Genomic DNA, 26,982 nt, shown 5'->3' with positions numbered 1-26,982 from the left:
AGGCGGGGCTGCACCATCGAGCGCCAGGATGGGCAACAAATGCGCGATGGTGACGTGGTGCTTTCCCAAAGCCACAGCGAGGGTGCCTTCTCGGACGCGAATGCCACTGACGTGGCGACCGCCAACGAGGGGGAAATCCCATATCGAAGACCTCGAAAGCCGTAATAGGCCACCAAAGCGGTGCAAAAATCTGTTGCCCTCTGCCCATGGTGGAAGCTGTGCAGCCGACCGAACTCAAAGTCGACGACATCCATCTGCCTTGGAACCCGACAGCCAAAATCGAGGCAGCCGATGCCCGCGCGGTAATGGCCGCCGTGAACACCATTGCGGACGGGGCCGAATACCCCATGCTGGTCGACATGACGTCTGCGGCGTCCCTGAGCCGGCAGGCACGCTCGGTTTTCGGGATCCATTGCGCGGCTTCCCGCATCGCGCTGCTTGGCACCAGCCCCGTGGACCGGATACTCGTAAACTGGTCCATGGGCATGCAAAATCTTCCGTGCCCAGCCCACAGCCCCTGCCTGATCCGCCTCTTGACGGTACCTGGCGGAAAGCCAGTAGTGCCCGCTGAGGGATCGCCTTCCGGACTGGGTGGAAGATGGCCCAGCGGCCGGGCTTGAATCAGCTTTCGCGGCCCAAGAGCTTCCGGACGAAGACGAGAAGCTCCGCGGTGGTTTGCTCGCGACGTTGCGGCATTTCGTCCCAGACGTCCATGAGGTTCACGAGCTCGTTCAGCTCCGCCGGCTGTCCCAGTGGGAACCAACCTGCCCGGTACATGAGCCTCGACCCGGCGAGGACGTCAATCCGCCCTTCGACAGTCTCCTGAGCCCAGTACTTGAGGAGAAACCTCGCCGCTTTCTCTTCGTCTTCGTGCCGGACGCTGAGTTCATCGCGGACTGCATTCCACATGTCTGCCGAGTCGGCCCGGTCTCCTGTCGGGAGGCCTGCCAGTTCGCGAAGTGAAGGGCTGTCGTACCCCAGGACGAGAAGTTCAGTGGCAAATTCAGGCAGCTCGTGTGCCGGGATCAGCCCCGTCTGCTCGCAGAGGAAGATTGCTCGCGCCCTCACTGTGGTCTGACTATCCATGATGGAAATATATCCCGGCGCGGCAGACCGTCCTCAGTGCACCCGGTGAGGGATGGGTTTCCGGGCGTTCCTAGCGACTGCGGGTTAGCGGAGATCCTGAAAGTACCGTGCCACATCGTAGTTGCCGATTAATCTGGCCAGTCCCACAGGCGTCTGCCCGGTCAGGTTTGAATGCAGCGGATCTGCACCGCGTGAGCGTAGCAGATCGATCATCTCGGGCCGCCCGTGTGAGTTGAAGACCGCAACGAAGAGCGGTGTATTGCCGAAGGAGTTGGTGGGGTCGACCGTCGCGCCAAGGTTGAGCAGCGCGGCCGCCGCGGCCAGGGCGTGTTCCTGCGATGCAAGATGGAGCGGCGTGAATCCCTGGCTGTCGGACGAATCGGGCGCCTCGCCGGCGGCGATCAGTCGTGTCACCTCCGCGGCATCATCGGTGAGTGCTGCGTAATGGAGCGGGGACCTACCGGCGGGATCCATGGACACCTCGAATCTTGGTAATAGGGGACACTGCACCATAACCGATGGCCTATCGGAGTGAACTGAGCCCGGTGAAGCATCCCTCAGTGCGACACGATCGAGTCAGTCAAACAGCGGCAACGGTCACTTCTCGGCCGACGATCATAGCTAAGAGGTCATCCAGAGTTCCGTGGCACTTCTCCAACTCAGGTAGGTGGTAGAACGTGCTGGTGGTCTCAAGGTTGTTGATGACTTCGTCCGGCGAATGCAGGATTGTCCTTCTGCCTTGAGCGATCGCGATGCCAAGCTCAACATGCGTGCCCTTCCCGCCTGGAAGCAGGATCACGACGACGTCGGCACCTATCACTGCATCTCTCTCATGCTGCCCGATGGAGCGCAGATCACCGAGGGTGACTGTACCCGCATCGCGCGCCGACGCGTTCTGGGTCCAGTCGTACGTGTTGACGTAGCCCTTGCTTTCCAAGGTTTGCGCGACGTACCGGACGTTGACGATATTCCTGAAGCTCGACGCAACATAGAACCTTTTCAAAGCTTCTGCCTCCTGATTGGAACTGCGACCATTGTTCCTTACGGAGCCGGCCCGGTGCGTCACGTACGCCCCCCCTAGAGGCATCCTTCACTGGTACATTTCGCGAGGTCTTTGGATGCCGCTACGCGCGGCACGCCCCGAAAAAGTTCCTGCCGTGGGTGAGGATTGAGCCATGGCAAAGCGCATCCCCGGCCTACCCGCCGTGATCTACAAGCAGACTGGATCCGTTCCGTTGATCCAAAGTTCATCCTCATGAAGCAGATGAGGCTCCGGTACGCCGGAGCGTGTCGGCTATGCGGTGCCCCTCTTCCGGCCGGAACAGAAGCGATCTATGAGAGCGAGACGAAGACCATCCGCTGCTTGGAGTGTGCCACTGAGGCCACGGAAACCATGCACCCCGACCTGGAACCACCTTGTGATGAGTCGTTGTCCACTGAGTCCGGAGTAGCAGGATCGTCCGCCCGACGCGAATATGAGCGCCGCAAGGCGAAGGACGAGGAAAAGCTCCGCGAGAAGTGGGGTCACTTCGGTGGCCTCGCAGTCGCCCTCTCTGACGAGCGACAGCACACCAAGTCCTGGGATCGAGGCGCGATCGGTGAGGAACGCCTCGGCGCTCGGCTAAATGCCCTGGCCGCCGCTGGTTTGGCTGTCCTCCACGACCGACGCATCCCCGGCTCGAAGGCCAACATCGACCACATTGCCATCACTCCCGGTGGAATCTGGGTGATCGATGCCAAGCGGTACAAGGGACGGCCTGAACTGAAGATCGAGGGTGGCATCCTTCGCCCACGCGTCGAGAAGCTCCTCGTTGGCCGGCGTGATTGCACAAAACTGGTCGATGGGGTGCTCAAACAGGTCGACGTCGTGCGCGACCTCGTCGGGGATGTTCCGGTTACCGGGGTGCTGTGCTTCGTCGAAGCAGACTGGCCCCTGATTGGGGGCGCGTTCTCGACTCGTGGCGTTCAAGTGCTCTGGCCGAAACGGTTAGCCAAGGTGCTTATGGAGCAGACAACCGGTGACGTTGATGTGGCGAGGATGCATGAGTCGGTAGCCTCGCGGTTCAAGTCTGCGTGACGTCAGGGGTCGACGTTTGAAGCTGTTCGGAAGCACCCTGAGGGATCGTTTACCGGGCGTTTACTGTACGGACCATGCGAATGTCTCGTACGTCGTTTTCGATCTTCACTGCCCCGTCCGCGACAAAGCCGTTCTTTCGGTAGAAGGCTTGTGCGCGGGGATTAGGGTCGGCGACCCAGAGCGCAGCAGGCGTAGTGGGGTCGATGACTGCATTGAGGAGCGCCGTACCCACTCCCGAACTGTGGAACGCGGCATAGGCGTAGAGGAGGTACAACTGTTGCGGCTCGTCGGCGCCCTCAAGGGAGGGGCCTGACATTGCAATGCCGATCAACGTGCCTTCATGCGAGGCGACGGCGACAGTGTTCTGCTCATATCTTGGGTCCGTTAGGGCCGCATTCCAGAATCTCTCGCGCCAGTCCAAGAGCGCGGGATCGTCCAGCACGGCATCGCTCATCAACCCTCGGTAAGTCTCGCGCCAGGTGTCCACGTGAACTCTCGCCATGCTTGGCGCATCTGCAGGCTCAGCGCGACGCACCTCAAAGTTGATCGTCATTCCTAAACGGTACATGCGGCCGCCTTCCTACCTGGCGGACATGTTTGGGGTCGCGGAAAACGTGGGCCAGCACCGCCCGTAAGCCGGTCCCTCATCGCGACGAGTGCCCTCTGAACTGCGCTTTTGCAGGATCGCCGTTCAGGGTGTCGCGTATACCCCGCCCGTAAAAATGCCCGGTGAAGGTACCCTATGTGCAACAGCCTCCGGCGGCCTCCGACATTATCCGAATCACCACGGACACGACCGTCCGGGTTATCAAGGCTGGGGCGTTCGTGCAACTCGAGATCCGTCGTAAACGAGACTTCAGCCGCAGCTCTTGGGTACCCGGCCTGGTGGGCTCACCCCAAGCGAAGCGAAGGTGCGCTGGCATTTGTGTAGCTTGCGTTCCGAGCGATGAAGGAGCGGCAAGCGACAAATGGCCCCGGGGCGCAGCGGGCAAGCCGAGCCCCCAGCCGAATTCCCCGACGACGCCAAGCAAACCACAAGCGCCGCAACCCAGGATCTGAAGTATTCATTCACTCTGAGTGAACTTGCTGTGATCCGCGGCACAGGAGGTGTTGAATCGGGGCATGGCAACTGACACCCCAGCGATCCTGGGCGAGCAACCTGAGACCCCCTTCCACGATCTTGACCACTACCTGGCTATCCCCAGGGTCAGCGGACTGGCCCTGAGCCCGGACGGCCGAAGGCTGGTCACCACGGTGTCCACGCTCAACGGCAAGGGCACCGAATTCGCCACGGCCCTCTGGGAGCTTGATCCGGCCGGAGAGAAGCACGCCCGGCGCATCACCCGCAGCGCAAAGGGGGAAGCAGGGGCTGCGTTCGCGGCCAACGGCGACGTCTATTTCACGTCCGCCCGCCCGGACCCGGAGAGCCCCGACGGCGATCCGGTCAATGCGCTCTGGCTCCTCCCTGCGGACGGCGGGGAGGCCCGCGTTGTCCTCTCGCGCCCTGGCGGCGTAGGCGCCGTTATGGCCGCCCGGAATGTAGCGGCAACCTTTGTCACGGCGGAGGTCCTGGCCGGCTCCTCGGACGAGGATGACGACGCCGAACGCCGAAAGTCCCGCAAGGACAACAAGGTGGCGGCCATCCTGCACAGCGAATACCCCGTGCGCTACTGGGACGCGGACCTCGGCCCCGGACAGCCGCGCATCTTCGCCGTTGAGCCAGGTGACGAGAAGGAGCCGGGCAAGCCTGCAACAGTGGACGCGGCCGCGCCGCTGATCCTCCGCAACCTGACGCCCGACGCCGGTCCGCGGCTGCGCGAAGCGGAAACGGTGGTCAGTTCGGACGGCAGGACCATCTACGCGAGCTACACCAAACCGCTTGCCAAGGCGGACAGCCGCTCCGTCCTGGTGGCCGTGGACGTGGTATCCGCCAGCCAGAAGGTGCTCCTGGACCGGGAGGGGATGAGCTACTTCCCCGGCCCGGTCAGCCCGGACGGCAGGACGCTGGTGGTGGTCAGCGAGAGCGATACCACTCCGCACCAGGCGCCCGAGGTCAAGCTGCATCTTCTGGATGTTTCCGGGGAGTCAGGCGCCGGCGCGTCTGGCACTGACGACGCCGGCACCTCCGGGCTCACCCCGCTGGTTCACGACTGGGACCGCTGGGCCAAGCCCGTCGCGTGGCTGCCGGACGGTTCAGCCCTCCTGGTCACAGCGGACGACGACGGCGCGTCGCCGGTTTTCCGGATCAGCGTTCCGGGCTCTGCCGCTGAAGTGAGCGTCACCCGGGTGACACAGGACTCTGCGGCGTACACCGACGTCGTGGTTTCACCGGAAGGGCGCAGTGCCTATGCGCTGCGCAGTTCCTACGAATTCCCGCCCGAGGCCGTCCGGATCGACCTGGAAACCGGAGAGACAACGCGGCTTCCGGCGCCGGCAGAGAGGCCAAAGTACCCGGGCAGACTGGATCGGCTGGCTGCGACGGCGGCGGACGGCACCCGCGTGCCTGCCTATCTGGCACTGCCGGCTGGAGCGTCCGCGGACTCGCCAGCGCCCTTGCTGCTGTGGATCCACGGCGGCCCGCTGGCTTCGTGGAATGCCTGGACCTGGCGGTGGAATCCCTGGCTGCTCACCGCCAAGGGCTACGCCGTGCTGCTGCCGGACCCGGCGCTGTCCACCGGGTACGGACAGGCGCATATCCAGCGCGGCTGGGGCGAATGGGGCAAAGCTCCCTTCACGGATCTGATGGCGGTCACCGATGCCGCTGTGGAGCGCCCGGATATCGATGGGACGCGGACAGCCGCCATGGGCGGATCGTTCGGCGGCTACATGGCCAACTGGGTGGCCGGCCAGACGGACCGCTTCAAGGCCATCGTGACGCATGCCAGCCTGTGGGCCCTGGACCAGTTCGGCCCCACCACGGACGCCTCGCAATACTGGCTCAAGGAAATGACTCAAGAAATGGCGCTGGAGAACTCGCCGCACCTTCACGTCGAGAAGATCAGTGCGCCCATGCTGGTGATCCACGGGGACAAGGACTACCGCGTGCCCATCGGCGAGGGCCTGCGGCTCTGGTACGAACTGCTGTCCAAGTCCCAACTGGCGGCGGACCAGGACGGCCAGACGCCGCACCGCTTCCTGTACTTCCCGGACGAGAACCACTGGATCCTGCAGCCGCAGCACGCCAAGGTCTGGTACGGGGTGGTGGAGAGCTTCCTGGCGAAGAACGTGCTGGGCGAGGATGTGCCGGTGCCAGCCGAACTGGGGCTGTAGTCACCTCCGACTCTAGTCACCTCCGGCTCGGAGGCTGGGACATTTCCCGCTTGCTGCTCGTACCTCGCTTTGACGCAAGCTACATAAATGTCCCAGCCTCCTTCGCCTCGTGCCTGGCGTCGCCCAGTTCGCACGCTACATAATTGCTTGACCGCCGCCTGCTTACGGCGCACCTCGGGCGAAGCGAGGGTGCCGGGGTCATTTGTGTAGCTTGCGTCAGAGCGACGAAGGAGCAGCAAGCGGCAAATGGCGCCGGTACCGGAGCGCCCCAAGCAGCGCCCAGTCCCGCGTGCAGTCGTCGCGACTCGTAGGATTGACCCTGTGACTGACTCCTTCCATATCCGTCCTGCCCGCACCGGTGACGTGGCCGCAATCAAGAGACTGGTGGCGCCGCTGGCGGAACAGCGGATCCTGATGGCCAAGGAGACCGTCGCTTACTACGAAAGCCTGCAGGAGTTCCGGATCGCCGAATCTGAGGACGGCGAAGTCATCGGCTGCGGCGCTTTGCACGTGATGTGGGAAGACCTGGCCGAAGTGCGCACCCTTGCCGCGTCGGACGCTTGGCGGGGCAGGGGGGTTGGCCATGTATTAGTGGAAAGTCTCTTGGCGGAAGCCCGTGAACTGGGTGTGGCGCGCGTCTTCTGCCTCACGTTCGAGGTGGACTTCTTCAAGCGCCACGGGTTTGACGTCATGGCAGACCAGACAGCGGTGGACCCGGAGGTCTATTCCGAGCTGCTGCGCTCGCATGACGAAGGCGTGGCCGAGTTCCTGGACCTGGCACGGGTCAAGCCCAACACCCTGGGCAATACCCGCATGATCAAGTTCCTCTGAGCCGGATTCACTAGGCTTCGTTCCCCGCCAAGGGCGCTGCCCTATGAGCCCTATTTGTGTGCCCGATTATGGATGATTTTAAGGTCTTTTCATTGATCGATTCGATGGATAAACTATTGGAGGCTTGCTGGGGAGCAATCCGACTAATGAAAGCACCTCATGCACATCCTCTCTTCCCACACGGAAAAAACGGAGCTTCAGCTTCTTGTCCGCGGGCTGGTGTATGCCCCGGGCGACGCATCCTTCGCAGCAGAAATCGCAGCTTTTAACCTGGCCACCCGCCACGCCCCGGAGCTGGTACTGAGCGCAGTCGACGCCGACGACGTCGTGGCCGCAGTACGGTGGGCAGCCGCCCGCGACATGTCCATTTCGGTCCAATCCACCGGCCACGGTGCGGCCAACGCCATCAACGGCGGCCTCCTCATCAGCACCCGGCTCATGCTGGAACTCTCCATCGATCCCGAAGAGCAAACTGCCAGGGTGGGCGCCGGCGTCCGGTGGCGCGACGTCCTCAAAGCAGCCGCCCGTTACGGGCTGATGGGGCTCCACGGCTCCACCACCGACGTCGGGGTTGTTGGCTACACCCTGGGCGGCGGATTGCCGCTTCTTGGCCGGAAATACGGCTTCGCGTCCGATCATGTCCTCGCGTTCGATCTCGTGACCCCTGACGGCGTGCTGCGCCGCGTGGATGCAGGCAGCGACCCCCGGCTGTTCGCCCTGCTCCGCGGCGGCAAGGGGAACTTCGGCATTGTCACGGCCATGGAGTTCTCGCTGTTCGCGGCCGACGAACTCTACGCGGGCGGAATCTTCTACGACGGCACCCATGCCCGGGAAGTGCTGGCAGGGTTCCGCGCGTGGATTGCCCATCTTCCCGCCGAAGCGTCGGCCTCGCTGGCATTCCTCCGACTGCCGGACATGGAGGACGTGCCGGGGTTCCTCCGTGGCAAGTTCGTGATGCACCTCCGGTTCGCCTGGCAGGGGAGTTCGGATGAAGGGGCTCGACTGCTGGCACCCATGCGGGCAGCGGCCCCGATGCTGGTGGATGGGGTGGGCCCTCTTCCCTTCTCGCGGGTGGATGAGATTCATGCGGACCCGGAGCACCCGGTACCGGTCCATGAGGGCGGCATGCTCCTGAAGGACTTGGACGCCGGCCTGGAAGAGGCGCTCCTGCGGTTGGCGGGACCGGAAAGCATGGCACCGCTCCTGCTGGCCGAAATCCGATTGATGGGCGGTGCGCTGGCCGTTCCGCTCAAGGGTCTGGAACCTGAGGCAGACTGCGTCGGTGGCCGCGAGGCTGCGCTGTCCTTCTTTGCCGTGGGAATCATGGCGCCGCAGATCGCGCACCTGGTACCGGCCGCCATCGAAGCGGCCCGAAGTGCGCTGAAACCGTTCGGGACGGGCGGTACCATGCTGAACCTGCATGGGCATCTCACCTCGCCGGAGCTGGCTGCCAGCGCCTGGCCGGAGGCTGCGCATGTACGGCTCAGCGAAGCCAAGGCGGAGCTGGATCCGAAGAACCTGTTCCGCCATGGGCACGCCATCCTGCCGCAGGCTGTTTCGGGCCACACCGCCGTGGCTTAGACGCCTCCAGGGCCGCCCGGAGTATTGGCTTTAGTCGAATTGATGGATAAACTAATCCGGGCTCGATTTTCGGCGCCCGTCCGGAAGGGACAGTCATTGGGGGCTGTCCCTTCCGTCGTTCCGTCGGCTCAGCGGCCGTAGCTATCGCCGACCCCATGCGGGTAGTAGGGTCAAAGTGACATCCTCCAGGAAGACGGCCTAGGAGCTCCGCCATGAAAAAACTCATCAACGATCCCCGTTCTGTAGTGGACGAATCCGTGGAAGGCTTCGGGCTGGCCCACGCAGATCTCGTGACCGTCAGCGCGGATCCCAAGTTCATCACCCGCAAAGACGCGCCGGTGCAAGGGAAAGTGGGGCTGGTTTCCGGAGGCGGCAGCGGCCATGAACCGCTCCACGCCGGTTTTGTTGGACAGGGGATGCTCGACGCCGCCGTGCCGGGGGCGGTGTTCACCTCACCCACGCCGGACCAGATCCTTCCGGCGACGCTCGCAGTTAACTCAGGCGCCGGCGTCGTACATATTGTGAAGAACTACACCGGCGACGTCCTGAACTTTGAGACCGCGGCCGAGCTGGCGCAGGCGGAAGGGGTGGAAGTCCGCACCGTCCTGGTGAACGACGACGTCGCCGTGGAGGACTCGCTGTACACTGCCGGCCGCCGCGGGGTGGGCGGAACCGTGCTGGTTGAGAAAATCGCGGGTGCGTCGGCCGAACGCGGAGATGGTCTTGATGCTGTTGCCGCGATCGGTGACCGCGTAAACAGCAACGTCCGCACGATGGGTGTCGCGCTCTCCGCCTGCACCGTGCCCCACGCAGGTTCGCCCAGCTTCGACCTGGAGGACAACGAGATCGAAATCGGCATCGGCATCCATGGCGAGCCGGGCCGGCACCGGATCCCCATGGAGAACGCTGACGGAATCACCGACCGCCTTTTGGAGCCGGTCCTCGGTGATCTGGGCATTGAATCAGGCGACAAGGTGCTGCTGTTCGTCAACGGGATGGGAGGTACGCCGCTGAGCGAGCTTTACATCGTCTACCGGCGGGCGGCCCAGGTGATCTCGGACAGGGGAGCCACCGTGGAGCGCTCCCTGGTGGGGAACTACATCACCGCCCTGGAAATGCAGGGCTGCTCCATCTCCGTGCTGCGGCTGGACGACGAACTCACGCAGCTGTGGGATGCACCTGTCCACACGGCCGCCCTGCGCTGGGGAGTGTAGCCATGATGCTGGACGTGAACTGGGCCATTAGGTGGCTGACCCTCTGCGCAGAGGCCATGGCGGAAAACCGGGTCTGGCTCATTGAACTGGACCGCGCCATCGGGGACTCGGACCACGGCGAGAACATGGACCGCGGCTTCCAGGCGGTGCTGGACAAACTTGCGGAGGCGCCGCCGGAGACTCCCGGCGCGGCGTTCAAACTGACAGCCATGACCCTGATGTCCAAGGTGGGCGGCGCGGCGGGCCCCCTATACGGCACGGCCTTCCTCCGCGCGTCCACTTTCCTGGGTGACGCCGCGGAGGTGGATCCGGCCGCACTGGCCGGCGCGCTGGTGGCCGCCCGCGACGGCATCGTAGCCAGGGGCAAGGCCGAGTCGGGCGACAAAACCATGGTGGATGCCTGGACGCCGGCCGCCGAGGCCGCGCAGGCTGCTGCCGCCGTCGGGACGGGCAACGTCCTTGAGGTTTTGGTGGCGGCCGCAGAGGCCGCTGAGGCGGGTGCCATGGCCACGGACCCGCTGGTGGCCCGCAAGGGCCGGGCCAGCTACCTGGGGGAGCGCAGCGCCGGCCACCGTGACCCCGGCGCCGCCTCCAGCGCGCTGATTCTCCGCGCTGCGGTTGGGGCCGCGGCGTGACGGTTCGGATTGTGGTGGTGTCCCATAGCGAAAAGATCGCCGACGGCGCTGTGGAGCTGGCTGCCCAGATGGCGCCCGACGTCGTGATCCTGGCAGCCGGGGGCACGCCGGACGGTCGTATCGGCACCAGCCTGGAGAAGGTCATGTCGGCACTGGATAAGGCTGCTGGCGGGGACGGCGTGGTGGTCCTGACGGACCTGGGATCGGCTGTGATGACAGCGGAATCGGCGCTTGAACTCGCAGACGATCCGGCCGGGGTGCTGCTGGCAGACGCACCCTTGGTGGAGGGGGCCGTGGCCGCGGCCGTCGCAGCGCAGGGCGGTGCCGATGCCCAGGCCGTCAAGCGTGCCGCGGAAGCCGCGTACGGGTCAGCCCTAAGCGCCGGCGCCGCTCCGGTGCCTTCCGAGAGTACGGTTTCCGAGGGGTCGGTGACAGGAGCCGGGCCGGATTTCACCGGCGACTTCGAGCTCATCAACCAGGCCGGCATGCACGCCCGCCCGGCGGCCAAGATCGCAGGCGGGATCTCGGCGCTGGACGCGGAGGTAAAGGTCAACGGGGTGGACGGAGCCTCGATGACGGGCCTGATGACATTGGCGGCCGGCAAGGGATCAGTGCTGCATGTGGAGGCCTGGGGCGCGGACGCCGAGAGGGCCGTGAACTATGTGGGCGGCCTGGTGCAGGCGGGCTTCGGCGAGCCGTAGGTGTGACTGCCGTTTGCCAAGCACACGACGTTGGACTTCGACTGAAACGAGGCCATATGATGACTACCCGAGCTGAAGGAGTCGGCTTCCGTTCTGAACGGGGCCCCGTCCTCATCGCGCTGATGCTGTCCACCGGCCTCGTTGCCATTGACTCGACGATCGTCGCCACGGCGGTGCCCTCGATAGTGCGCGACGTCGGGGGGTTCTCTTCGTTCCCGTGGCTCTTCTCCGCCTACATGCTTGCGCAGGCCGTCTCCGTGCCCATTTACGCGAAACTCTCCGACATGGCAGGCCGCAAACCCATTATCCTCACCGGCATTGGTCTGTTCCTGCTCGGCTCCATTCTCTGCGGGTTGGCGTGGAGCATGCCGGCGCTCATCGCGTTCCGTGTGGTGCAAGGCCTGGGCGCCGGAGCAGTCCTTCCCGTCTCCATCACCATCGCCGGTGACATCTATTCCGTCGCCGAGCGCGCGAAGGTGCAGGGTTACCTTGCCAGTGTGTGGGCGGTCTCGTCCGTCGTCGGCCCCACACTCGGCGGGGTGTTCTCCTCGCTTGGCATCTGGCGTGGAATCTTCCTCGTCAACGTGCCGCTATGCCTCCTGGCCGGGTGGATGCTGGTCCGGGCGTTCCATGAGGACATCGAGCGCACCAAGCATCGCGTGGACTACCTGGGAGCGGGGCTTCTGACCTTCTCCTTAAGCCTGATCCTCCTCGGAGCCCTCGAAGGCGGGCAGGGGTGGGCCTGGGACTCACCCACCAGCATCGCGGTGTTCGCCGTCGGAGCGGTTGGGCTGGCCATATTCCTCTTGGTCGAGCGGCGGGCTGCCGAGCCTGTCCTGCCGCCGTGGGTCCTGTCGCGCCGGCTGCTCGCCACCACGACGTTCATTTCCTTTGGTGTCGGAGCAGTCATACTTGGCCTCACCTCCTACGTTCCGACTTTCCTCCAAGGAGCACTGGCCACCTCCCCGGTTATCGCCGGGCTTTCACTCGCGGCCCTGACGATCGGATGGCCGATCAGTGCTTCCCAGTCGGGACGCCTCTATCTTCGGATCGGGTTCAGGGCCACCGCGATGATCGGAATCCTGGTCACGGTCATCGGTTCCGTGGTCCTCGCCCTCACCGCTTACACACCCAATCCAGTGTTGGTCGCTGCCAGCTGCTTCATCGTCGGGCTCGGCCTCGGGCTCGTCGCAACTCCCACCCTCATCGCCGCCCAGTCAAGCGTTGAATGGAATGAACGCGGCGTGGTTACGGGCACCAACCTCTTCGCACGGTCCATCGGCAGCGCCCTGGGCGTAGCCGTTTTCGGCGCAGTAGCAAACGCCATCTACGCCGGCAGTCCCAACAGCCACACAGATCCCCAGACCGTCGTGACAGCCTCCGCCGCCGTCTTCCTGGCTGTATTGTTCGCTGCCGTACTCACCGTTGCAGCGGTGCTCGCCATGCCATCCGCGGTCCGCGGGCCCGCCCCCGACAAGGCTGACGCACACGCCCCTGGCCGGTCAGCTCCTCCGGCTGAACCCTAAGGGCCGGGCGCGCCGATGGCCGGCAGGGGGACCCGATCGCGGTTGCATACGAGGTTCCCGTCTTCCACGTCAAGCCGTGCCACCTGGATGGACGAACGCCGGCTGCGTTCGGTCGGGTGGTCCTTCCCGGTCCTCTCCGGATGGGTGAAGTAGAAGATCCACGCCTCGTCGCCGTCAACAACCACGTCAGCATGGAGGCCGGGCCCCTCATCATCGGTCCTGGCGTGTTCGTCGCCAACTGACCCGGCCAGTATCTTTCCAGCGGGTTCCCAGTGGTCCAGATCGAGCGAGTGGAAGGCCAACTGGCCGCTCCAGCTGTCCACGATCAGCCAGTAGAAACCCTGAAGGAAGAAGACGTTCGGTCCCTCATGGCCGCCCGGCGTCGACAGCACCCGGCCCCGGACCGTCCAGTCGTAAAGGTTGTCGCTGTCCGCGGCCCAGGTCTCGGAATCATGGACATGGTCCTTGTACCACATCCTGAATCCGCCCTCAGGGAGCTGGATGATGCACGCGTCGATGACGTTGTTGGAGCTCAGGGCAATGGGGCCGTGGTGGTCCCAGGCGATGAGGTCCTTGCTGGTGTAGTGGTGGATGAGCATCTCGTCGTTTGCGCAGCCCAAGGGGATGCCCCGGATGTAGCTGACATACATGTGGAAAATTCCGTTGTGCTCGAAGATCTCGGGAGCCCAGAAAGTGTTGTGCCCCCACTCAAAATCGAGTCCTTCGAGGGTGCCGCGGTAACGCCACGTGGCGCATCCGTCCGTGGACGATGCGACTCCCAGCCTGGAGCCGAAAAGCCAGCTGATCCCTTCGGCATGCCGGACCGTTGTGGGCCTGTTGGTGTAGATCATCCACCATGCCTGCTCGTGGGGGTTGTAGACCAGCACGGGGTCCGCCGCGCCGTCCTCCAGTGGGTCGCGGTACAAGGGGGCAGGTGCGGACTTCAGCTCAGTGGCGATCAAGGCATTCTCCGGATGCTGGGATGTTGTTCCAGCCAATATACATCGATGTAAATCCATCCGCTGCGCTGCGACGGCGGGTGTCTGGCGTTCCTAGGACTCGGAGGGCCACGCGCTGGAGCTGGTCTTCGCTCTACTGTGGATTGATGACCTCCGGCCCGATGAGGCTCGCCAAGATGCGCCCTGGTCAGGGCAACCGGTCGGAACCGCGGAACCAAAGGATTTGAGGGAGTAATCATGAGAGTTGCAGTGACAGGTGGAAGCGGAAAGCTCGGGCGGCACGTAGTCCGAAGGCTCACCGGGGACGGGCATCAGGTGTTGAACCTGGACCGTGCGGGGGACAGGAATCCGGACCTGGCCGTCGTGGACCTGCGCAACTACGGCCAGGTTCTGGATGTGTTCCTGGGCCTGGAGGACCGGCACAGCGGCTTCGATGCCGTGGTGCACCTGGGTGCCATTCCCGCACCGGGCATCATCCCTGACGCGGCCACGTTCGAGAACAACATGCTCTCCACCTACAACGTGTTCCAGGCTGCCCGCCGGGCCGGCATCAAAAAGATCGTCTATGCCTCCAGCGAGACGGTGCTGGGACTGCCGTTCGACGTCGAGCCTCCCTACATCCCGGTGGACGAGGAGTATCCGGCCCGGCCGGAAAGCACGTATTCGCTGGTGAAGCATCTGGAAGAGCAGATGGCTGTCGAGCTGACGCGCTGGGACCCGGAGCTGAGCATTGTGGGGCTTCGGTTCTCCAACGTCATGGATCCGGAGGATTACGAACGGTTCCCGTCGTTCGACGCCGACGCCATGCTGCGCAAATGGAACCTGTGGGGGTACATCGACGGCCGGGACGGCGCGCAGGCCGTCGTCCGGGCCCTGGAAAACGGCCAGCCGGGGTTCCAGGCGTTCATCATTGCGAACGCGGACACCGTCATGGGCCGTTCCAGCGCCAGCCTGGCCGCGGAAGTCTTCCCCAACGTGAAGGTCACCAAGGAATTGGGCGAACACGAGACCATGCTGTCCATCGACAAGGCCAGGCGGCTGCTGGGCTTCGAGCCCGAGCACACCTGGCGCACCTACCACTCCAACCGCACCACCCCCACCGAAGACTGAGGAGCATGATGCAATACCGCACATTAGGCAACAGCGGCGCAGTGGTTTCCAATTACGCGCTGGGCACCATGACGTTCGGGGCGGAGGCCACCGAGGAAATGTCCTACGCCATCCTTGACAGCTACGTTGCCGCCGGCGGCAACTTTATCGACACTGCCGACGTTTACAGTGCCGGTGCGTCGGAGGAGATTATTGGCCGCTGGCTGGCCCAGCGGTCCGACGCGCAGGACAGGGTGGTCCTGGCCACCAAGGGACGCTTCCCCATGGGCGGGGCTCCGAACGACGTCGGAACATCCCGACGCCACCTCGCCCGCGCGCTGGACGATTCGCTGCGCCGCCTGGGAGTGGAGCAGATTGACCTCTACCAGATGCATGCGTGGGACCCCATCACACCGCTGGAGGAGACGCTGCGCTTCCTGCACGACGCCGTCAGCAGTGGCAAGATCGCCTACTACGGGTTCTCCAATTTCCTGGGGTGGCAGCTGACCAAGGCCGTCCACCTGGCCAAGGCCCATGGCTGGAGCGCCCCGGTAACCCTGCAGCCGCAGTACAGCCTGTTGGTCCGCGAGATCGAGTCGGAGATTGTTCCGGCCTCGCTGGATGCGGGCATCGGCCTGCTGCCGTGGTCGCCCCTGGGCGGCGGCTGGCTGTCCGGTAAGTACAAGCGCGACGAGCCGCCGGCCGGTGCCACGAGGCTGGGGGAGAACCCCACGCGCGGCATGGAAGCCTGGCAGGCCCGCAACGACGACCCCCGCACCTGGGACGTCATCGGAACGGTGGAAAAAATCGCCGCGGATCATGGTGTGAGCGCCTCGCAGGTTGCCCTGGCATGGCTGGCGGACCAGGTTGCGGTGACCTCGGTGATCCTCGGCGCCCGCACCACGGAGCAACTGGCGGACAACCTTGCGGCGGCTGACGTGAAGCTGTCCGACGAGGAAACCCGGCGGCTCACAGAAATCAGCCAGCCACGCGTGGGTGTGTACCCGTACGGGCCGATGGCACAGGAGCAGCGCAGCCGAAAGATCGAAGGCGGCCGGTAGCGCCGCCCCGCGGCCTTAGCTGCAGAACTTGGTGTACGTGCTGCCAGCCTCTTGGGAGCCGGCCTCCAGTGCACTGAGCTTTTCAGCGTCCGGGGTCTCTTTCGCGGACTCGTCCGCGTATTCAATGATGGACTGCAGCGCTGATTTCAGGTCATCCGAGGCCACAGCCTGGATCGGCCGGATCCGGTTGGCGAGGCGGGTCATCCCTGTCTTGCCAATGCTGTCTGTCTGGCTCGACACAACGGTCTTGACCCGGTCGCAGGTCTCTGCGGTGGTCAGTTTCGTGGGTGCGGTGCAAGCCGAAGCGGAGAGGAGGAGGCCGGTGGCGAGCAGGGCGGTGGTGAGTTTCTTCATGGTTCCCTCGGTAGTTGATCAACGGTTTCATCCTACTTTGCCGGAACCGAGGCAAATTAGGGCTTTTCGCGCAAACCCTTGGCGTCGAGCACAACCGACGCTGACACGAACCTGCCGCACTGCTCGCCGTACGGGTAGGCGCCGCGTGGCCGGAAATCCAGGGTGCGCACCGGCAGGGCGGCGCCGTCCGGCGCTGTTCCGGTGGCCGTCAGCGCCATGGGCGCTTCCGTAAGGGAGTCCAGCATCAGCATCCCCATCATGGTCCCGTCCGGCGAGGCAGTCGCGGAGCAGACACCGTCCGGTGCGCAGCCCTGGTCCACCGAGGCCGTGCCGGGGAACAGTTCCAGGTCCGCTTCCTTGCAGGTGCCGTCCTGGCAGGCCATCAGGTGCAGCGTCTTCACCTCGGGAACGTAGTCGCGTGCCACCGTGACGGACACCACCGATGCCTGGGCGATCATCGGGCACGGTGTCGCATACGGCCAGCAAGCAGTGGTGAGTATCGACGTCGTGATCAGTGCCAGCAGTACCCCTGACTTGCCCATACTTCAGGGTAGGACGGGCGGCCACAGGGCCCAACGGCTACCAGATAAGTGATGCAAACATCGTTATGGCCCCGGCGCCGAAGATAGCCAGAATGAGACCTGTCGCAAACCGGCCCTTGGCGATGAGGAAGCCGGGGCGGGTCGATTCGGCGGGGTTGGCCGGGTTGTAGAGCACCGGTATGGCGGTGCCGATGATCTCCTGGTCCGCCCCGTAGATGTCAGACTGGCCCAGCCAGCGCTGGCCGCTGGCATCCTTGAATTCGTACGACGGGGCGAAACGCTGGCTGCCGTTGCTGGCGGGCCCGTCCTTCCCGTGGAGGTTTCCCGTGACCGTGGCGGAGGTCTCCACCCAGCCGCGCAGCGAACCGCGCCGGCGGAACGACGCACCCAGGGAGAGACCCACCAGCACCAGGCCCAGGACAAGAATCAACCCTGGGAGCACCACAAACAGAACCTTCACGGACTCCACGGGTCAGCCCACCGGAAAGGCGCCGATGAAGAAGAACAGGGCCACTGAAAACACCGCGAAGAAGGGTATCAGACAGCCCAGCACGGCCTTGGACTGGGACGAAATCTGGAACGACTGGTTGGGAGCGGCCGGGTTGTACGCCACCTCCACCAGCGAACCGGGCACAGGTTGGCTGGCAAACGATACTTCCGATTCGCCGGCAAACAGCGTGCCGTGCGGATCTGTGAACTGGTAGGTGGGGTAGAACCGCCGGTTGCGGCTGGAGCCGCCGGCGCCGCTGGTCCAACCGGCCACGCTGCCGGTCACGGTGGCCTGTACTCTTGGCCAGCCGGCGGTCAGCTCTTCCTGGCGTTTGGCTTTCCGCATCACACGGACAATCGAAAAAACAGCGCCCGCAACAAACAGCGCCCAGATGATGTACAGCACGATCTTCATGTGTTCCCCCGGGTTGAGTCACCAGAAAGTATGCCATCCCGCTGGGACAGGATGCGGCACCCGGCCGACAAGGGGGGCTCAGGCAGGAAGCCGGTAGCCGCCCTGGTGCAACTCCGCCAGGCCGTCGGTGAGGAGCCCGGCCAGCGCCCGCTCCAACTGTTCGGGCGCCGAATTCAGCCCGTGCAGGGCGGACAGCGGAACGCCGATCCCGTCCTCCTCGAAGCCCAGGTCGGCCGGCTCCTGCTGGAACATCTCCGGCGGCACCGGGGTGTCCGCAAGCCTCAACACTGCCATCACGGCTCCGCGGACCTGGCGGTCGGTGCCGTGCCAGGACTGCCCCTTTGGGGTGTACGACGGCGGCGGCTCACCGGCCGCGAGCCAGGCGCAGGAGTCACGGACCGGGCACACGGCGCACTTCGGCGCCCGGGCCGTACAGACCAGCGCTCCCAGTTCCATCACCGCGGCGTTCCAGCGGACAGAGGTCCCGTCGTCGTGCGGCAGCAGTTCCGCCGCCAGCCGCATCTCCGAGGCGGTCAGCGACGGGGATGGAAGCGCGACGCCGGAAATGAGGCGCGCGTGCACGCGCCGGATGTTGGTGTCCACCACTGTTTCACGGCGACCGAAGGCAAAGGCGGCCACGGCAGCAGCGGTATAGCTGCCCACCCCGGGCAGGGCCAGCAGTTCCGTGTAGTTGCCGGGGACCCCGCCGCCGTGCTCGCGCACGATGGCAAGCGCCGCTGCATGGAGCCGGAGGGCTCTGCGCGGGTAGCCCAGCCTGCCCCACGAACGGACGGCTTCCCCGGCGGGCTCTCCCGCGAGGGCAGCGGGGGTGGGCCAGCGGGTGAGCCATTCCTGCCAGACCGGCAGTACCCGCACCACGGGAGTCTGCTGCAGCATGATTTCGCTGACCAGCACACCCCAGGGCGAGCAGCCGGCGTCGCGCCAGGGAAGGTCCCGGGCGGTCTCCGTGAACCAGCCGGTGATCCGGTGGTGGAGTGCGCCCGGATCGGATCCGGGGCTGGGGGCGCCGGCAGGCAAGGCTGGGGAATGGATTTTAGTTTCGATCCCAACACTGTAATGGATGCGCCCTAACGGATGGGATCCGGCAGCCCGAAAACAAACCGTGACCATAGCGTTGGCGGGGAGTCCGGCGTGGTGGGACAGCAGAGTCCAGCCGGTTCTCTAGCCTAGAAGGATGGGCAGGCAAGGCAATTCATCACCACGCAAGACGGCGTCCGCTTCCGGGACGCGGGCAGGTTCCCGGACAGGTTCCCACAGCGGGCGGAAGCCGAGCCCCGCCGTCGTCTACCGCCGCCGTCGGCTGTTTGTGGGAGCGGCGCTGATGATGGTGGTGGCCATGGTGTTCGCCGGCTTCGCGGCCGCCGGCGCCTTCCGCGGAAACGCCGAGCAGGTTTCCTCCACAGACGGTGCAACCGACGCTGCCGCGGCCCCCGGGGCGTCGCCGTCGGCAACGCCCAGCGGCGCGGGCACGCCCACTCCGGCACCTACCCCCACTTGTGATCAGAACCTGGTGACGGTCTCGGCGTCGACGGACAAGCCCGCGTACGGTCCGGAGGAGAACCCGCTGCTCACCCTGAAGGTGACCAACGGCGGTAAGGTGCCGTGCGAGGTGAACATTGGCACGTCGCAGATGGAGTTCCTGGTGACCAGCGGCGCTGACAGGATCTTCTCGTCCCGGGACTGCCAGGCCAAGAGCGATGACCTGGTCAAGACCATCGAACCGGGCGCCAGCGAGTCCGCCAATTTCCCGTGGCCGCGCAACCGCAGCGTGGAAGGTTGCCAGCCCATCGAGGCCAAGCCCGGAGCCGGCGGGGCGTATTACATCTTCACTGCCAAACTCGGCTCGAAGGCGAGCCCGAAGGCCGTGTTCCAGCTCAACTGACGGTGCCCAACGGATTTGGGTTAGAGGAAGCGGTCCAGCAGGCTGGCTTCGGCCATGCGGCTGAGGCCTTCGCGCACGGTGCGGGCGCGCTGGTCGCCGATCCCGTCAACGGTCATCAGATCGTCGATGGTGGCCGCCATCAGGAACTGCAGTCCGCCGAAGTGGTCCACCAGGCGGTCCGCGACGGCCTTGGGAACGGCCTTGAGCCCGGAGAGCAGGCGGTATCCGCGGGGCTGCACCACGGCGTCGAGCGTGTCCACACCGCCGGCAAAGCCGATGATCCCGGAGATCTTGCCGAGGTCGATCAGCTCGGTGGGGCCCAGGTTCACCAGCGCACTCACCGCCTTGTCGATGTCCTCGGGCGAGGCGTCAGGCCCCGCGTAGTCGCGGATGATGATGTCGCTGCCCGGACCGCGGCCCACCGTGAGCTCATCCAGCTGGAGCGACAGCAGGCGTCCGTCCTCGCCGAGTTCCAGGACGTACTGCGAGATCTCCTCAGAGATCCGGCGGACCATTTCCTGGCGCTGCAGGGTGACGGCCACATCCCTGACGGTCACCATGGCCTCGATCTCCAGGGCGGACAGCGAACTGGTGACCTGATCCAGGCGTGAGCGGTAGCGCTCCAGGGTGGCAAGTGCCTGGTTGGCGCGGGCCAGGACCTTCTCGGATCCCTCCAGCACGTGGCGCAGCCCGTTTACGTACAGCGCGATGATCTGCATGGACTGGCTAACGGAAATGACAGGCACGCCGGTCTGGATGGCAACGCGTTCGGCGGTTCGGTGCCGGGTACCCGATTCCTGCGTTTCGATGCTTGAGTCCGGCACCAGCTGCACGGCGGCACGGAGGATGTTCCCGGCGTCCTTGTCGCAGATGATGGCGCCGTCCATCTTGGCCAGTTCGCGCAGGCGGGTGGGTGAGAAGTCGATGCCGATGTCGAAGCCGCCGGAACAGATGGATTCGATGGTCCGGTCCGAACCCAGCACGATCAGCGCCCCGGTGCGTCCACGGAGGATCCGTTCCAGGCCATCGCGCAGCGGCGTGCCTGGAGCCACTCTGCCCAGAGTCGCCTTGAGCGATTCTTCGGGGCTCCGAGCCATAGGTGTTCCCTTCAAAGGTGCGGACTGCTGCCCGCAAGTATGCCGGTTTTCCACTGTCCGCCGGCAGTATCAAAAGTACTCAGTTTCCCGCAAGCTCAATGATAGAGGTAAAGAACGGCAACAACCGCACGGACAAGGCTCAAAGTGCCCCATTGGAGTGTCCCAGGAAACGGTTCTGGAACGCGTCCGACGGCGGTTGGCTGGCGGCCCTTTTCGGGCTAAGACTGGACGGAGTTACGCGGCCGCCTTCGGCGGCAGGCGTCCGCTGCGATAAACTTGGAACTTGGCTGTCTGCCAGTCCCTTTCCCCGTCAAGCGCCAGGGGTTATCCCCAACGCAGCGAAAGTAGCACCGTGTCCCAAGATGTCCTCAGCCCCGCCCGGGTCCACGAGATTCACAAACAGGCTGCCCGGCGTCGGACCTTTGCTGTTATCTCGCATCCTGACGCCGGCAAGTCCACGCTCACCGAGGCGCTGGCCCTGCATGCCAAGGTGATCGGCACCGCAGGTGCTTCCAGCGGCAAGGCCAACCGCAAGGAAACAGTCTCGGACTGGATGCAGATGGAAAAGGACCGCGGCATCTCCATCAGCTCCGCCGCGCTCCAGTTCTCCTACCGCGACACTGTGATCAACCTGCTGGACACCCCGGGCCACGCCGACTTCTCCGAGGACACCTACCGCGTCCTGGCCGCGGTGGACTGTGCAGTGATGCTGGTGGACGCCGCCAAGGGCCTGGAAACGCAGACCATGAAGCTGTTTGAAGTCTGCAAGCAGCGCAACCTGCCCATCATCACCGTGATCAACAAATGGGACCGCCCCGGCCTGGACGCATTGGCACTTATGGACGAGCTCACTGAGCGGACCGGCCTCCAGCCCATGCCGCTGACCTGGGCCGTAGGCATCTCGGGCGATTTCCGCGGTGTCTGGGACCTGCGCAACGACCGCTTCGCCCAGTTCAAACGCAACAACTCGGGGGCCAGCATTGCGCTGACCGAATACTTTACGCCGGAAGAGGCCGCGGAGAGCCAGGGCAGCAACTGGTCCGACGCCGTGGACGAAGCCGGGCTGGTTATCGAGTCCAACCTGGAGTTCGACGTCGAGAGCTTCCACGCGGGCAAGGCCACCCCTATCCTCTTCAGCTCCGCGGCCCTGAATTTCGGCGTCAAGGAACTCCTCGACGCCCTGGTGGACTTCGCGCCGCCTGCGGCACCGCGGCCGGACGTTGATGGCAGCCCGCGTGCAGTTGAGTCGCCGTTCTCCGGCTTTGTTTTCAAGGTCCAGGCAGGCATGAACAAGGCCCACCGGGACCATGTCGCCTTCATCCGCGTCTGCTCCGGGGTCTTTGAGCGCGGCATGGTGGTTACCCAGACCCGCACCGGCAAGTCCTTCGCCACGAAGTACGCGCAGCAGGTGTTCGGCCGTGAACGCGAGGTCATTGACGAGGCCTACCCTGGCGACGTGGTGGGCCTGGTCAACGCTTCCTCCCTGCGCGTGGGTGACAGCCTCTTCCTGGAGGATCCGGTGGAGTTCCCGGCCATCCCGCTGTTCGCACCCGAGCACTTCCAGGTGGCCAGGTCCAAGGACCCCAGCCGCTTCAAACAGTTCCGCCGCGGCATCGAGCAGCTCGAGCACGAGGGCGTGATCCAGGTGCTCCGCTCCGACGTCCGCGGGGACCAGGCGCCCGTGCTGGCCGCCGTCGGCCCCATGCAGTTCGAAGTGGTGGAGGACCGGATGGCGCACGACTTCAGCGCCCCCATGCGGCTGGAACGCCTTCCCTATTCCATTGCCAGGATTTCGACGGCGGACGCCATGCCCGCGCTGGCCAACGTACCCGGCGCCGAGGTGCTGCTGCGGTCCGACGGCGAATACCTCGCCTTGTTCAACGACGTCTGGGCACTGCGCCGCATTGAGAAGAACCACCCTGGCCTGACCTTGGTGCCCATCGGGACACACAACCCCGCAAAGTAGCCATACGGCTGCCAGAAAGCCAGGTATTGCAATGTCTGCAATTCAACCACGCGCCGTGGTGACCGGAACGGGGACACTCAACCCCCTCGGGTCCACGGTCGCCGAGACCTGGTCCGCGCTGCTGGCCGGACGCTCCGGCATCACCGCGATTGAAGACGACTGGGCCGCGCCGCTGCCTGTGCGCATCGCCGGCCGGGTGACTGCCGACCTCCCGGCACTCCTTAGCACCCGCGAGGTGAAGCGCATGGACCGCTGCGGGCAGCTTGCGCTCGCGGCCGCCAGGGAGGCCTGGGTCCAGGCAGGAACCCCCGACGTCGATCCTGACCGGTTCGCCGTGGTGATCGGCTCCGGCTACGGCGGGCTGGATACGACGCTGGCCCAGACCCGGGAGCTGGACAACGGCGGGCCGCGCCGCGTCTCGCCGCACACCCTGACCCGGATCATGGTCAACGGCCCGTCGGCTTGGGTGTCCATAGATCTCGGCGCCCGCGGCGGGGCGCGCACCCCGGTCAGTGCCTGCGCGTCCGGTGCCGAAGCGATTGCCCAAGGTGCCGAGATGATCAGGTCCGGAGCGGCCGACGTCGTCATTGCCGGCGGGGTTGATTCGTGCATCAATGACCTCATCATCAGCGGGTTTTCGCAGATCCGCGCTTTGTCCACGCGTAACGGTGATCCGGAGGGTTCCTCGCGTCCTTTCGACCGCGACCGGGACGGGTTTGTCCTGGCGGAGGGTGCCGGGATCCTGGTTTTGGAGAGCGAGGACCACGCCCGTGCCCGCGGCGCCACCATCCTGGGGGCGGTGGCCGGCGCGGCCGTGACGTCCGATGCGAGTGACATTGTGGCGGCGGACCCGGCCATGCAGCGGCGGGTGATGGAAAAGGCGCTGGCCTCGGCTGGCCTCAGCGGCGCGGATATCGGGTTTGTGCATGCGCACGCCACGTCCACCCCGGTGGGTGACCGGCTGGAGGCCCAGGCCGTCAAGGCTGTTCTGGGCTCCGCCGTTCCGGTGACCTCCACGAAGTCGCTCACCGGTCACCTCCTCGGCGGCGCCGGCGCGCTGGGTGCCATTGTTGTGCTGGAGGCGCTCCGGACCGGGGACCTGCCGGGCACTTACAACCTGGGCAGCCTGGACCCGGACGTGGAGCTTAACATCATTACCGGGACTGTGCGCCGCGGGGTTCCGGACAGCAACGTTCAGGCGGGCATAGTCAACGCGTTCGGCTTCGGCGGGCACAGCGCTGCGCTGGTGCTTACCGGGGCCTAGCCGGCTGGCTCCATCGACAACGCGTTACTGCGCCTGGAGGGCGGGGTCGAGGGGCAGGTCCTGGCGTGCCGCCACGGTATTCCCCTACTCCGCCAGTGTCCTGCCGGCTGCCACGGCCCTGTTGCGCAGCGTTCCGATCCCTTCGATGCTGGTCTCCAGGACCTGGCCATCACCGAGGTAACGCTGGGGCTGCCGTGCGTGGCCCACTCCGCCGGGAGTGCCCGTGATGATGACGTCTCCGGGGTGGAGCGTGATCATGGTGGAGATGTAGGAGACCAGGAATTCCGGTCCGTGGACAAGGTCACCCGTGGAGGCTTCCTGCATGAGTTCGCCGTCCACGCGGGTGGTGATGGTGCTCCCGGGCGTCCATTCGTCCGTGGTGACCAGTACGGGGCCCAGGGGCGTGCTGTTTTCCCAGTTCTTGCCTTGCAGCCACTCCTTGGTCCTGAACTGCCAGGTGCGCATGGAGACGTCGTTGCAGACGGAGTATCCGGCAATGTGGTCCGCCGCATCCCGTTCCGTGATGTGGCGGCCGCTCTTGCCGATGATGACGGCGAGTTCGGCTTCCCAGTCGATCGCGTTATCCTGCTCCGGAAGCTCGATGTCGTCGGTGGGGCCGATCAGCGTCTCGGCGTATTTTGAAAACAGCGTGGGGTACTCGGGCAGTTCACGGCCCATTTCCTGGATGTGTTTGCGGTAGTTCAGGCCAACGCAGATGATCTTGCCCGGCTTTGTGATCACGGAGCCGAGGCTGGCGCCGTCGAAGGGTGGGCCGCCGCTCGCGGACGCGGCGATGGTTTTCCAGTCCGGATTGGCCAGCAGTTCCCCAACGTCCGCGTAGCCGTCGATAACTGGTTTTTCCCGGGCAGAACCACTTTGCCCACGTCACGGATCCGGCCGGCGTGGCTGAGGCCATCAGGACCTTCCTGAACGGGTAGCAGTGGCCTCGGGCACCTTGATGTTCTGGGAGTATCCGGTTCCGGTGCTGCGCCAGGAGATGGAAGCGGTTCCGTACGGGGTCTCGTGCCGCGGGGAGGCGGACGTCAGGCCGCCTCCTCAACCGAGTGCGTAACGGTTGAAGGAGGCATGCTCTGTCAATGCAATCGCTGTTCTTTTCGCCTCGGCGCTTGGAGGCTCCTCGGCGGGCTGTACGCTAGCCAGCCGAAGGGCCTCAGCCTCGAGCAAGGAGTTTGAGTTCCCTCGAAACTGCTTCCAGCCGGTCGGCCCGCGTAGCCGGCCCTTTCTTCTTCAGGCGTTTCGGTTTGGGAGAACCATGCAGGGGCGTCATCGGGACGCCGGAGCGGACTGGCTCCTGCTCAGGCTCTGGAGTATGGAGGGGGTCATGGAAAATCAATTCCGCTCCTTGGGGCCGGGGAACTCCGGCAGGCGCCTGTTTGGGGCTGTTCCGGAGGGGATCCATGGAGATACTGCGTGCTGCCCCGATCACCGGAACGAGCCCAGTTGGACATGAACGGCAACGAGGATGGAACCCAGGGCAAGGATTCCGGCACTGAGCTGAACGAGGCCCTGATTTTTGAATCTCCTCCGGAGCTTTGCACCTGCACCTGCACGTGCACCTGCGTCTGCAGCGGACTGTGGAACGTACGCGGCTGCGCTAGCGCTGGTCAGCAGCGCCGCGGCGATGAGCACGATCAGGCTGACCATGACGCTCCCAGGGTGAAGGGTCCGACGATGCGCCTCAAGCCAGCCACTCCATGAGACCTTTTAGCTCGCATGGACATTTTCAGAAACCTGCAAGTCGCAGTCGTCCTCGATATGAAAAAGACGACGATCACCGATTTTGTCTATCACCCAAATCGTTTGTCCATCTTCAGTCCGCTCATCAACAAAACCCTTGTGGCACTCCACGCCTCGCTGGCTAAGAGTGACGGCGTCACCCCGCTGAAGGGACGCCCACATGGATACCCGATTTCTTTGCAGCATTCTCTTTGCTCCTGTTCTTCTGGTCCGCATTCGGGACGTCTTCGGCCCGTACGTCAAGGCAAAATTCACACTTCAAAGTCTATCGTCGATTGTTGACAATTGCTAGGACGAAATTGTGTCCGTCCAATGAAGGCAGAAACGTACAAGGTGCAGCTCGAGACCTCGGTTACGGCCGGGCAGACCGAGGTGTCCCCTGCGACTTTGGGCACGGGAAGGCCTCAAGACACCCCGGGTCGGCTGCTGGAGAATACTAGGCGGTGCTTTCGTTCTCTTCCGTGGGCGGCGCGGTGAGATCCTCAACGGCCTTGTGCATGTGCTGTTTGATGGCTTTGTGGAGTTCTTTTCTGTTGCCTGCCTCGAGCAGATCGAGGAGGTTCTGATGTTCCTGCACCAAGACGTCGACGCGGGGGTAGGCGACGGCCAGGTTGAGAATGCACATCCTCGATTCAGAGGCGAGGGTCTCGTAGATCCGGATCAGGCGTGTGTTGCCCGCCCCGGCCACGAAGGAGGTGTGGAATTGCATATCGAGCCGCGCAATCGCCTGCCAGTCCGACACGGCAACCTGCTTCGCCATGTCACTGATGATGGCCTTCAAGGCCTGGCAGGTGTCCTTGACCTGCTCCTGGCCAGCATCCAGCAGCGCGTCTGCTGCGGTTGATTCCACAGCCAGGCGGACCGCATATATCTCCCTGACGTCGTCGTCTGAAAGCTCCAGGACGAATACTCCGCGGTTGCGATGGCTGACCAGGATTCCCTCCTGGGACAGCCGCTGCAACGCCTCACGGACCGGGCCCCTGGATGTGCTTAGCTGGCTTGCCAGGACAGACTCATTGATCTGCTCTCCCGGACGGAAGATCCCCTGGACGATTTGTTCCCGCAGCTGATCGGCGATCAGCTGCGCCGTGGGTCTTCCCTCCAGTGTAAATAGTCCTTTGGTTGCCGCCATTGCTATTCCCTCACTTCACTCTTGGGCCTACT

General features: G+C 64.7%; 29 protein-coding genes. 14 read left to right on the top strand and 15 right to left on the bottom strand.

Features of this window, described 5'->3' with window-relative positions; all coding sequences use genetic code 11:
* Positions 1 to 218: 218 nt before the first annotated feature.
* Positions 219 to 620, top strand: a complete 402-nt coding sequence (locus QFZ30_RS19460; RefSeq protein ID WP_307079056.1) for a DUF7793 family protein — start codon at positions 219 to 221, stop codon at positions 618 to 620.
* Between the two features lies 1 nt (position 621).
* On the opposite strand, the gene QFZ30_RS19455 is transcribed toward QFZ30_RS19460, so the two are convergent.
* From QFZ30_RS19455 to QFZ30_RS19445, 3 genes are all read right to left on the bottom strand, one after another.
* Positions 622 to 1,086, bottom strand: a complete 465-nt coding sequence (locus QFZ30_RS19455) for a hypothetical protein (protein WP_307079054.1) — start codon at positions 1,084 to 1,086, stop codon at positions 622 to 624.
* Positions 1,087 to 1,170: 84 nt separating this feature from the next.
* Entirely contained in the window at positions 1,171 to 1,560 is a 390-nt protein-coding gene (locus QFZ30_RS19450) for an ankyrin repeat domain-containing protein (RefSeq protein ID WP_307080376.1), read from the bottom strand.
* A gap of 106 nt (positions 1,561 to 1,666) precedes the next feature.
* Positions 1,667 to 2,089: a hypothetical protein gene (locus tag QFZ30_RS19445; RefSeq protein WP_307079052.1), complete on the bottom strand. Its 423-nt coding sequence runs from the start codon at positions 2,087 to 2,089 to the stop codon at positions 1,667 to 1,669.
* Positions 2,090 to 2,341: 252 nt separating this feature from the next.
* Between QFZ30_RS19445 and QFZ30_RS19440 the strand changes: the two genes are divergently transcribed.
* On the top strand, positions 2,342 to 3,163 hold the full coding sequence (locus QFZ30_RS19440; protein ID WP_307079051.1) for a nuclease-related domain-containing protein: 822 nt from the start codon (positions 2,342 to 2,344) through the stop codon (positions 3,161 to 3,163).
* A gap of 49 nt (positions 3,164 to 3,212) precedes the next feature.
* Here QFZ30_RS19440 and QFZ30_RS19435 read toward each other — a convergent pair whose 3' ends face one another.
* Entirely contained in the window at positions 3,213 to 3,716 is a 504-nt protein-coding gene (locus QFZ30_RS19435; RefSeq protein WP_307079049.1) for a GNAT family N-acetyltransferase, read from the bottom strand.
* A 569-nt stretch (positions 3,717 to 4,285) separates the two neighbouring features.
* Here QFZ30_RS19435 and QFZ30_RS19430 point away from each other — a divergent pair.
* The 7 genes from QFZ30_RS19430 to QFZ30_RS19400 all read left to right on the top strand — a co-directional run bounded on the left by QFZ30_RS19430 (position 4,286) and on the right by QFZ30_RS19400 (position 12,921).
* Positions 4,286 to 6,433 (top strand): S9 family peptidase, encoded by a 2,148-nt coding sequence (locus QFZ30_RS19430; RefSeq protein WP_307079047.1) that lies wholly within the window; start codon positions 4,286 to 4,288, stop codon positions 6,431 to 6,433.
* Between the two features lie 321 nt (positions 6,434 to 6,754).
* Positions 6,755 to 7,264, top strand: coding sequence for an amino-acid N-acetyltransferase (locus QFZ30_RS19425; RefSeq protein WP_307079045.1), 510 nt, complete (start codon positions 6,755 to 6,757; stop codon positions 7,262 to 7,264).
* A 159-nt stretch (positions 7,265 to 7,423) separates the two neighbouring features.
* Positions 7,424 to 8,845 carry an FAD-binding oxidoreductase gene (locus QFZ30_RS19420; protein ID WP_307079043.1) on the top strand — a complete coding sequence of 474 codons (1,422 nt, stop codon included), beginning with the start codon at positions 7,424 to 7,426 and terminating at the stop codon, positions 8,843 to 8,845.
* A 212-nt stretch (positions 8,846 to 9,057) separates the two neighbouring features.
* On the top strand, positions 9,058 to 10,059 hold the full coding sequence (dhaK, locus tag QFZ30_RS19415) for a dihydroxyacetone kinase subunit DhaK (protein WP_307079041.1): 1,002 nt from the start codon (positions 9,058 to 9,060) through the stop codon (positions 10,057 to 10,059).
* A 2-nt stretch (positions 10,060 to 10,061) separates the two neighbouring features.
* Complete coding sequence (dhaL, locus tag QFZ30_RS19410) at positions 10,062 to 10,694, top strand: dihydroxyacetone kinase subunit DhaL (protein ID WP_307079039.1); 633 nt, start codon at positions 10,062 to 10,064, stop codon at positions 10,692 to 10,694.
* Positions 10,691 to 11,395, top strand: a complete 705-nt coding sequence (gene dhaM / locus QFZ30_RS19405; RefSeq protein WP_307079037.1) for a dihydroxyacetone kinase phosphoryl donor subunit DhaM — start codon at positions 10,691 to 10,693, stop codon at positions 11,393 to 11,395. The genes dhaL and dhaM overlap by 4 nt, the downstream gene beginning before the upstream one ends.
* A 56-nt stretch (positions 11,396 to 11,451) precedes the next feature.
* Positions 11,452 to 12,921: an MDR family MFS transporter gene (locus tag QFZ30_RS19400; protein WP_307079035.1), complete on the top strand. Its 1,470-nt coding sequence runs from the start codon at positions 11,452 to 11,454 to the stop codon at positions 12,919 to 12,921.
* Here QFZ30_RS19400 and QFZ30_RS19395 read toward each other — a convergent pair.
* Complete coding sequence (locus QFZ30_RS19395) at positions 12,918 to 13,919, bottom strand: hypothetical protein (RefSeq protein WP_307079033.1); 1,002 nt, start codon at positions 13,917 to 13,919, stop codon at positions 12,918 to 12,920. The two genes, QFZ30_RS19400 and QFZ30_RS19395, sit on opposite strands and share 4 nt — an antisense overlap.
* Before the next feature lie 198 nt (positions 13,920 to 14,117).
* Here QFZ30_RS19395 and QFZ30_RS19390 point away from each other — a divergent pair, with 198 nt between their 5' ends.
* Positions 14,118 to 14,990 (top strand): NAD-dependent epimerase/dehydratase family protein, encoded by an 873-nt coding sequence (locus QFZ30_RS19390; protein ID WP_307079031.1) that lies wholly within the window; start codon positions 14,118 to 14,120, stop codon positions 14,988 to 14,990.
* An 8-nt stretch (positions 14,991 to 14,998) separates the two neighbouring features.
* Positions 14,999 to 16,030, top strand: a complete 1,032-nt coding sequence (locus QFZ30_RS19385; protein ID WP_307080374.1) for an aldo/keto reductase — start codon at positions 14,999 to 15,001, stop codon at positions 16,028 to 16,030.
* A gap of 15 nt (positions 16,031 to 16,045) precedes the next feature.
* Here the strand turns inward: QFZ30_RS19385 and QFZ30_RS19380 are convergent, their stop codons facing one another.
* The 5 genes from QFZ30_RS19380 to QFZ30_RS19360 form a co-directional block, all read right to left on the bottom strand.
* Positions 16,046 to 16,384 (bottom strand): hypothetical protein, encoded by a 339-nt coding sequence (locus QFZ30_RS19380; RefSeq protein ID WP_307079029.1) that lies wholly within the window; start codon positions 16,382 to 16,384, stop codon positions 16,046 to 16,048.
* A gap of 56 nt (positions 16,385 to 16,440) precedes the next feature.
* A complete protein-coding gene (locus QFZ30_RS19375) occupies positions 16,441 to 16,926 on the bottom strand; it encodes a hypothetical protein (protein WP_307079027.1) in 486 nt (161 codons plus the stop codon).
* Between the two features lie 37 nt (positions 16,927 to 16,963).
* A complete protein-coding gene (locus tag QFZ30_RS19370; protein ID WP_307079024.1) occupies positions 16,964 to 17,386 on the bottom strand; it encodes a DUF3592 domain-containing protein in 423 nt (140 codons plus the stop codon).
* Between the two features lie 12 nt (positions 17,387 to 17,398).
* Positions 17,399 to 17,830, bottom strand: coding sequence for a DUF3592 domain-containing protein (locus QFZ30_RS19365; protein ID WP_307079022.1), 432 nt, complete (start codon positions 17,828 to 17,830; stop codon positions 17,399 to 17,401).
* A gap of 78 nt (positions 17,831 to 17,908) precedes the next feature.
* A complete protein-coding gene (locus tag QFZ30_RS19360) occupies positions 17,909 to 18,868 on the bottom strand; it encodes an A/G-specific adenine glycosylase (RefSeq protein ID WP_373462864.1) in 960 nt (319 codons plus the stop codon).
* 157 nt (positions 18,869 to 19,025) lie between these two features.
* Between QFZ30_RS19360 and QFZ30_RS19355 the strand changes: the two genes are divergently transcribed.
* Entirely contained in the window at positions 19,026 to 19,733 is a 708-nt protein-coding gene (locus tag QFZ30_RS19355; RefSeq protein ID WP_307079020.1) for a hypothetical protein, read from the top strand.
* A gap of 20 nt (positions 19,734 to 19,753) precedes the next feature.
* On the opposite strand, the gene disA is transcribed toward QFZ30_RS19355, so the two are convergent.
* Positions 19,754 to 20,830: a DNA integrity scanning diadenylate cyclase DisA gene (gene disA, locus QFZ30_RS19350; protein ID WP_307079018.1), complete on the bottom strand. Its 1,077-nt coding sequence runs from the start codon at positions 20,828 to 20,830 to the stop codon at positions 19,754 to 19,756.
* Between the two features lie 352 nt (positions 20,831 to 21,182).
* Here disA and QFZ30_RS19345 point away from each other — a divergent pair, with 352 nt between their 5' ends.
* Complete coding sequence (locus QFZ30_RS19345; RefSeq protein WP_307079017.1) at positions 21,183 to 22,796, top strand: peptide chain release factor 3; 1,614 nt, start codon at positions 21,183 to 21,185, stop codon at positions 22,794 to 22,796.
* Positions 22,797 to 22,827: 31 nt separating this feature from the next.
* A complete protein-coding gene (locus QFZ30_RS19340) occupies positions 22,828 to 24,060 on the top strand; it encodes a beta-ketoacyl-[acyl-carrier-protein] synthase family protein (RefSeq protein ID WP_307079016.1) in 1,233 nt (410 codons plus the stop codon).
* Positions 24,061 to 24,144: 84 nt separating this feature from the next.
* Here QFZ30_RS19340 and QFZ30_RS19335 read toward each other — a convergent pair whose 3' ends face one another.
* The 4 genes from QFZ30_RS19335 to QFZ30_RS19320 all read right to left on the bottom strand — a co-directional run bounded on the left by QFZ30_RS19335 (position 24,145) and on the right by QFZ30_RS19320 (position 26,950).
* On the bottom strand, positions 24,145 to 24,801 hold the full coding sequence (locus QFZ30_RS19335) for a fumarylacetoacetate hydrolase family protein (protein WP_307079014.1): 657 nt from the start codon (positions 24,799 to 24,801) through the stop codon (positions 24,145 to 24,147).
* Positions 24,802 to 24,975: 174 nt separating this feature from the next.
* On the bottom strand, positions 24,976 to 25,107 hold the full coding sequence (locus QFZ30_RS19330; protein WP_307080370.1) for an alpha-L-rhamnosidase C-terminal domain-containing protein: 132 nt from the start codon (positions 25,105 to 25,107) through the stop codon (positions 24,976 to 24,978).
* Positions 25,108 to 25,503: 396 nt separating this feature from the next.
* Positions 25,504 to 25,725, bottom strand: a complete 222-nt coding sequence (locus QFZ30_RS19325) for a hypothetical protein (RefSeq protein WP_307079012.1) — start codon at positions 25,723 to 25,725, stop codon at positions 25,504 to 25,506.
* Positions 25,726 to 26,254: 529 nt separating this feature from the next.
* On the bottom strand, positions 26,255 to 26,950 hold the full coding sequence (locus tag QFZ30_RS19320) for a GntR family transcriptional regulator (RefSeq protein WP_307079010.1): 696 nt from the start codon (positions 26,948 to 26,950) through the stop codon (positions 26,255 to 26,257).
* Positions 26,951 to 26,982: the final 32 nt, after the last annotated feature.

This window comes from Arthrobacter pascens (assembly GCF_030815585.1).
GTDB classification, from domain to species: domain Bacteria; phylum Actinomycetota; class Actinomycetes; order Actinomycetales; family Micrococcaceae; genus Arthrobacter; species Arthrobacter pascens_A.
Note: the sequence above shows the minus strand (reverse complement) of the source record. Positions and strands in the feature narration are given on the sequence as shown.

Excerpts from the sequence above, each read along its gene's own strand:
- QFZ30_RS19455 (WP_307079054.1), bottom strand. The coding sequence starts at position 1,086 with ATGGATAGTCAGACCACAGTGAGGGCGCGAGCAATCTTCCTCTGCGAG.
- QFZ30_RS19450 (WP_307080376.1), bottom strand. The coding sequence starts at position 1,560 with ATGGATCCCGCCGGTAGGTCCCCGCTCCATTACGCAGCACTCACCGAT.
- QFZ30_RS19440 (WP_307079051.1), top strand. The coding sequence starts at position 2,342 with ATGAAGCAGATGAGGCTCCGGTACGCCGGAGCGTGTCGGCTATGCGGT.
- QFZ30_RS19435 (WP_307079049.1), bottom strand. The coding sequence starts at position 3,716 with ATGACGATCAACTTTGAGGTGCGTCGCGCTGAGCCTGCAGATGCGCCA.
- QFZ30_RS19430 (WP_307079047.1), top strand. The coding sequence starts at position 4,286 with ATGGCAACTGACACCCCAGCGATCCTGGGCGAGCAACCTGAGACCCCC.
- QFZ30_RS19420 (WP_307079043.1), top strand. The coding sequence starts at position 7,424 with ATGCACATCCTCTCTTCCCACACGGAAAAAACGGAGCTTCAGCTTCTT.
- dhaK (WP_307079041.1), top strand. The coding sequence starts at position 9,058 with ATGAAAAAACTCATCAACGATCCCCGTTCTGTAGTGGACGAATCCGTG.
- dhaL (WP_307079039.1), top strand. The coding sequence starts at position 10,062 with ATGATGCTGGACGTGAACTGGGCCATTAGGTGGCTGACCCTCTGCGCA.
- QFZ30_RS19400 (WP_307079035.1), top strand. The coding sequence starts at position 11,452 with ATGATGACTACCCGAGCTGAAGGAGTCGGCTTCCGTTCTGAACGGGGC.
- QFZ30_RS19390 (WP_307079031.1), top strand. The coding sequence starts at position 14,118 with ATGAGAGTTGCAGTGACAGGTGGAAGCGGAAAGCTCGGGCGGCACGTA.
- QFZ30_RS19385 (WP_307080374.1), top strand. The coding sequence starts at position 14,999 with ATGCAATACCGCACATTAGGCAACAGCGGCGCAGTGGTTTCCAATTAC.
- QFZ30_RS19380 (WP_307079029.1), bottom strand. The coding sequence starts at position 16,384 with ATGAAGAAACTCACCACCGCCCTGCTCGCCACCGGCCTCCTCCTCTCC.
- QFZ30_RS19375 (WP_307079027.1), bottom strand. The coding sequence starts at position 16,926 with ATGGGCAAGTCAGGGGTACTGCTGGCACTGATCACGACGTCGATACTC.
- QFZ30_RS19365 (WP_307079022.1), bottom strand. The coding sequence starts at position 17,830 with ATGAAGATCGTGCTGTACATCATCTGGGCGCTGTTTGTTGCGGGCGCT.
- QFZ30_RS19355 (WP_307079020.1), top strand. The coding sequence starts at position 19,026 with ATGGGCAGGCAAGGCAATTCATCACCACGCAAGACGGCGTCCGCTTCC.
- disA (WP_307079018.1), bottom strand. The coding sequence starts at position 20,830 with ATGGCTCGGAGCCCCGAAGAATCGCTCAAGGCGACTCTGGGCAGAGTG.
- QFZ30_RS19340 (WP_307079016.1), top strand. The coding sequence starts at position 22,828 with ATGTCTGCAATTCAACCACGCGCCGTGGTGACCGGAACGGGGACACTC.
- QFZ30_RS19325 (WP_307079012.1), bottom strand. The coding sequence starts at position 25,725 with ATGGTCAGCCTGATCGTGCTCATCGCCGCGGCGCTGCTGACCAGCGCT.
- QFZ30_RS19320 (WP_307079010.1), bottom strand. The coding sequence starts at position 26,950 with ATGGCGGCAACCAAAGGACTATTTACACTGGAGGGAAGACCCACGGCG.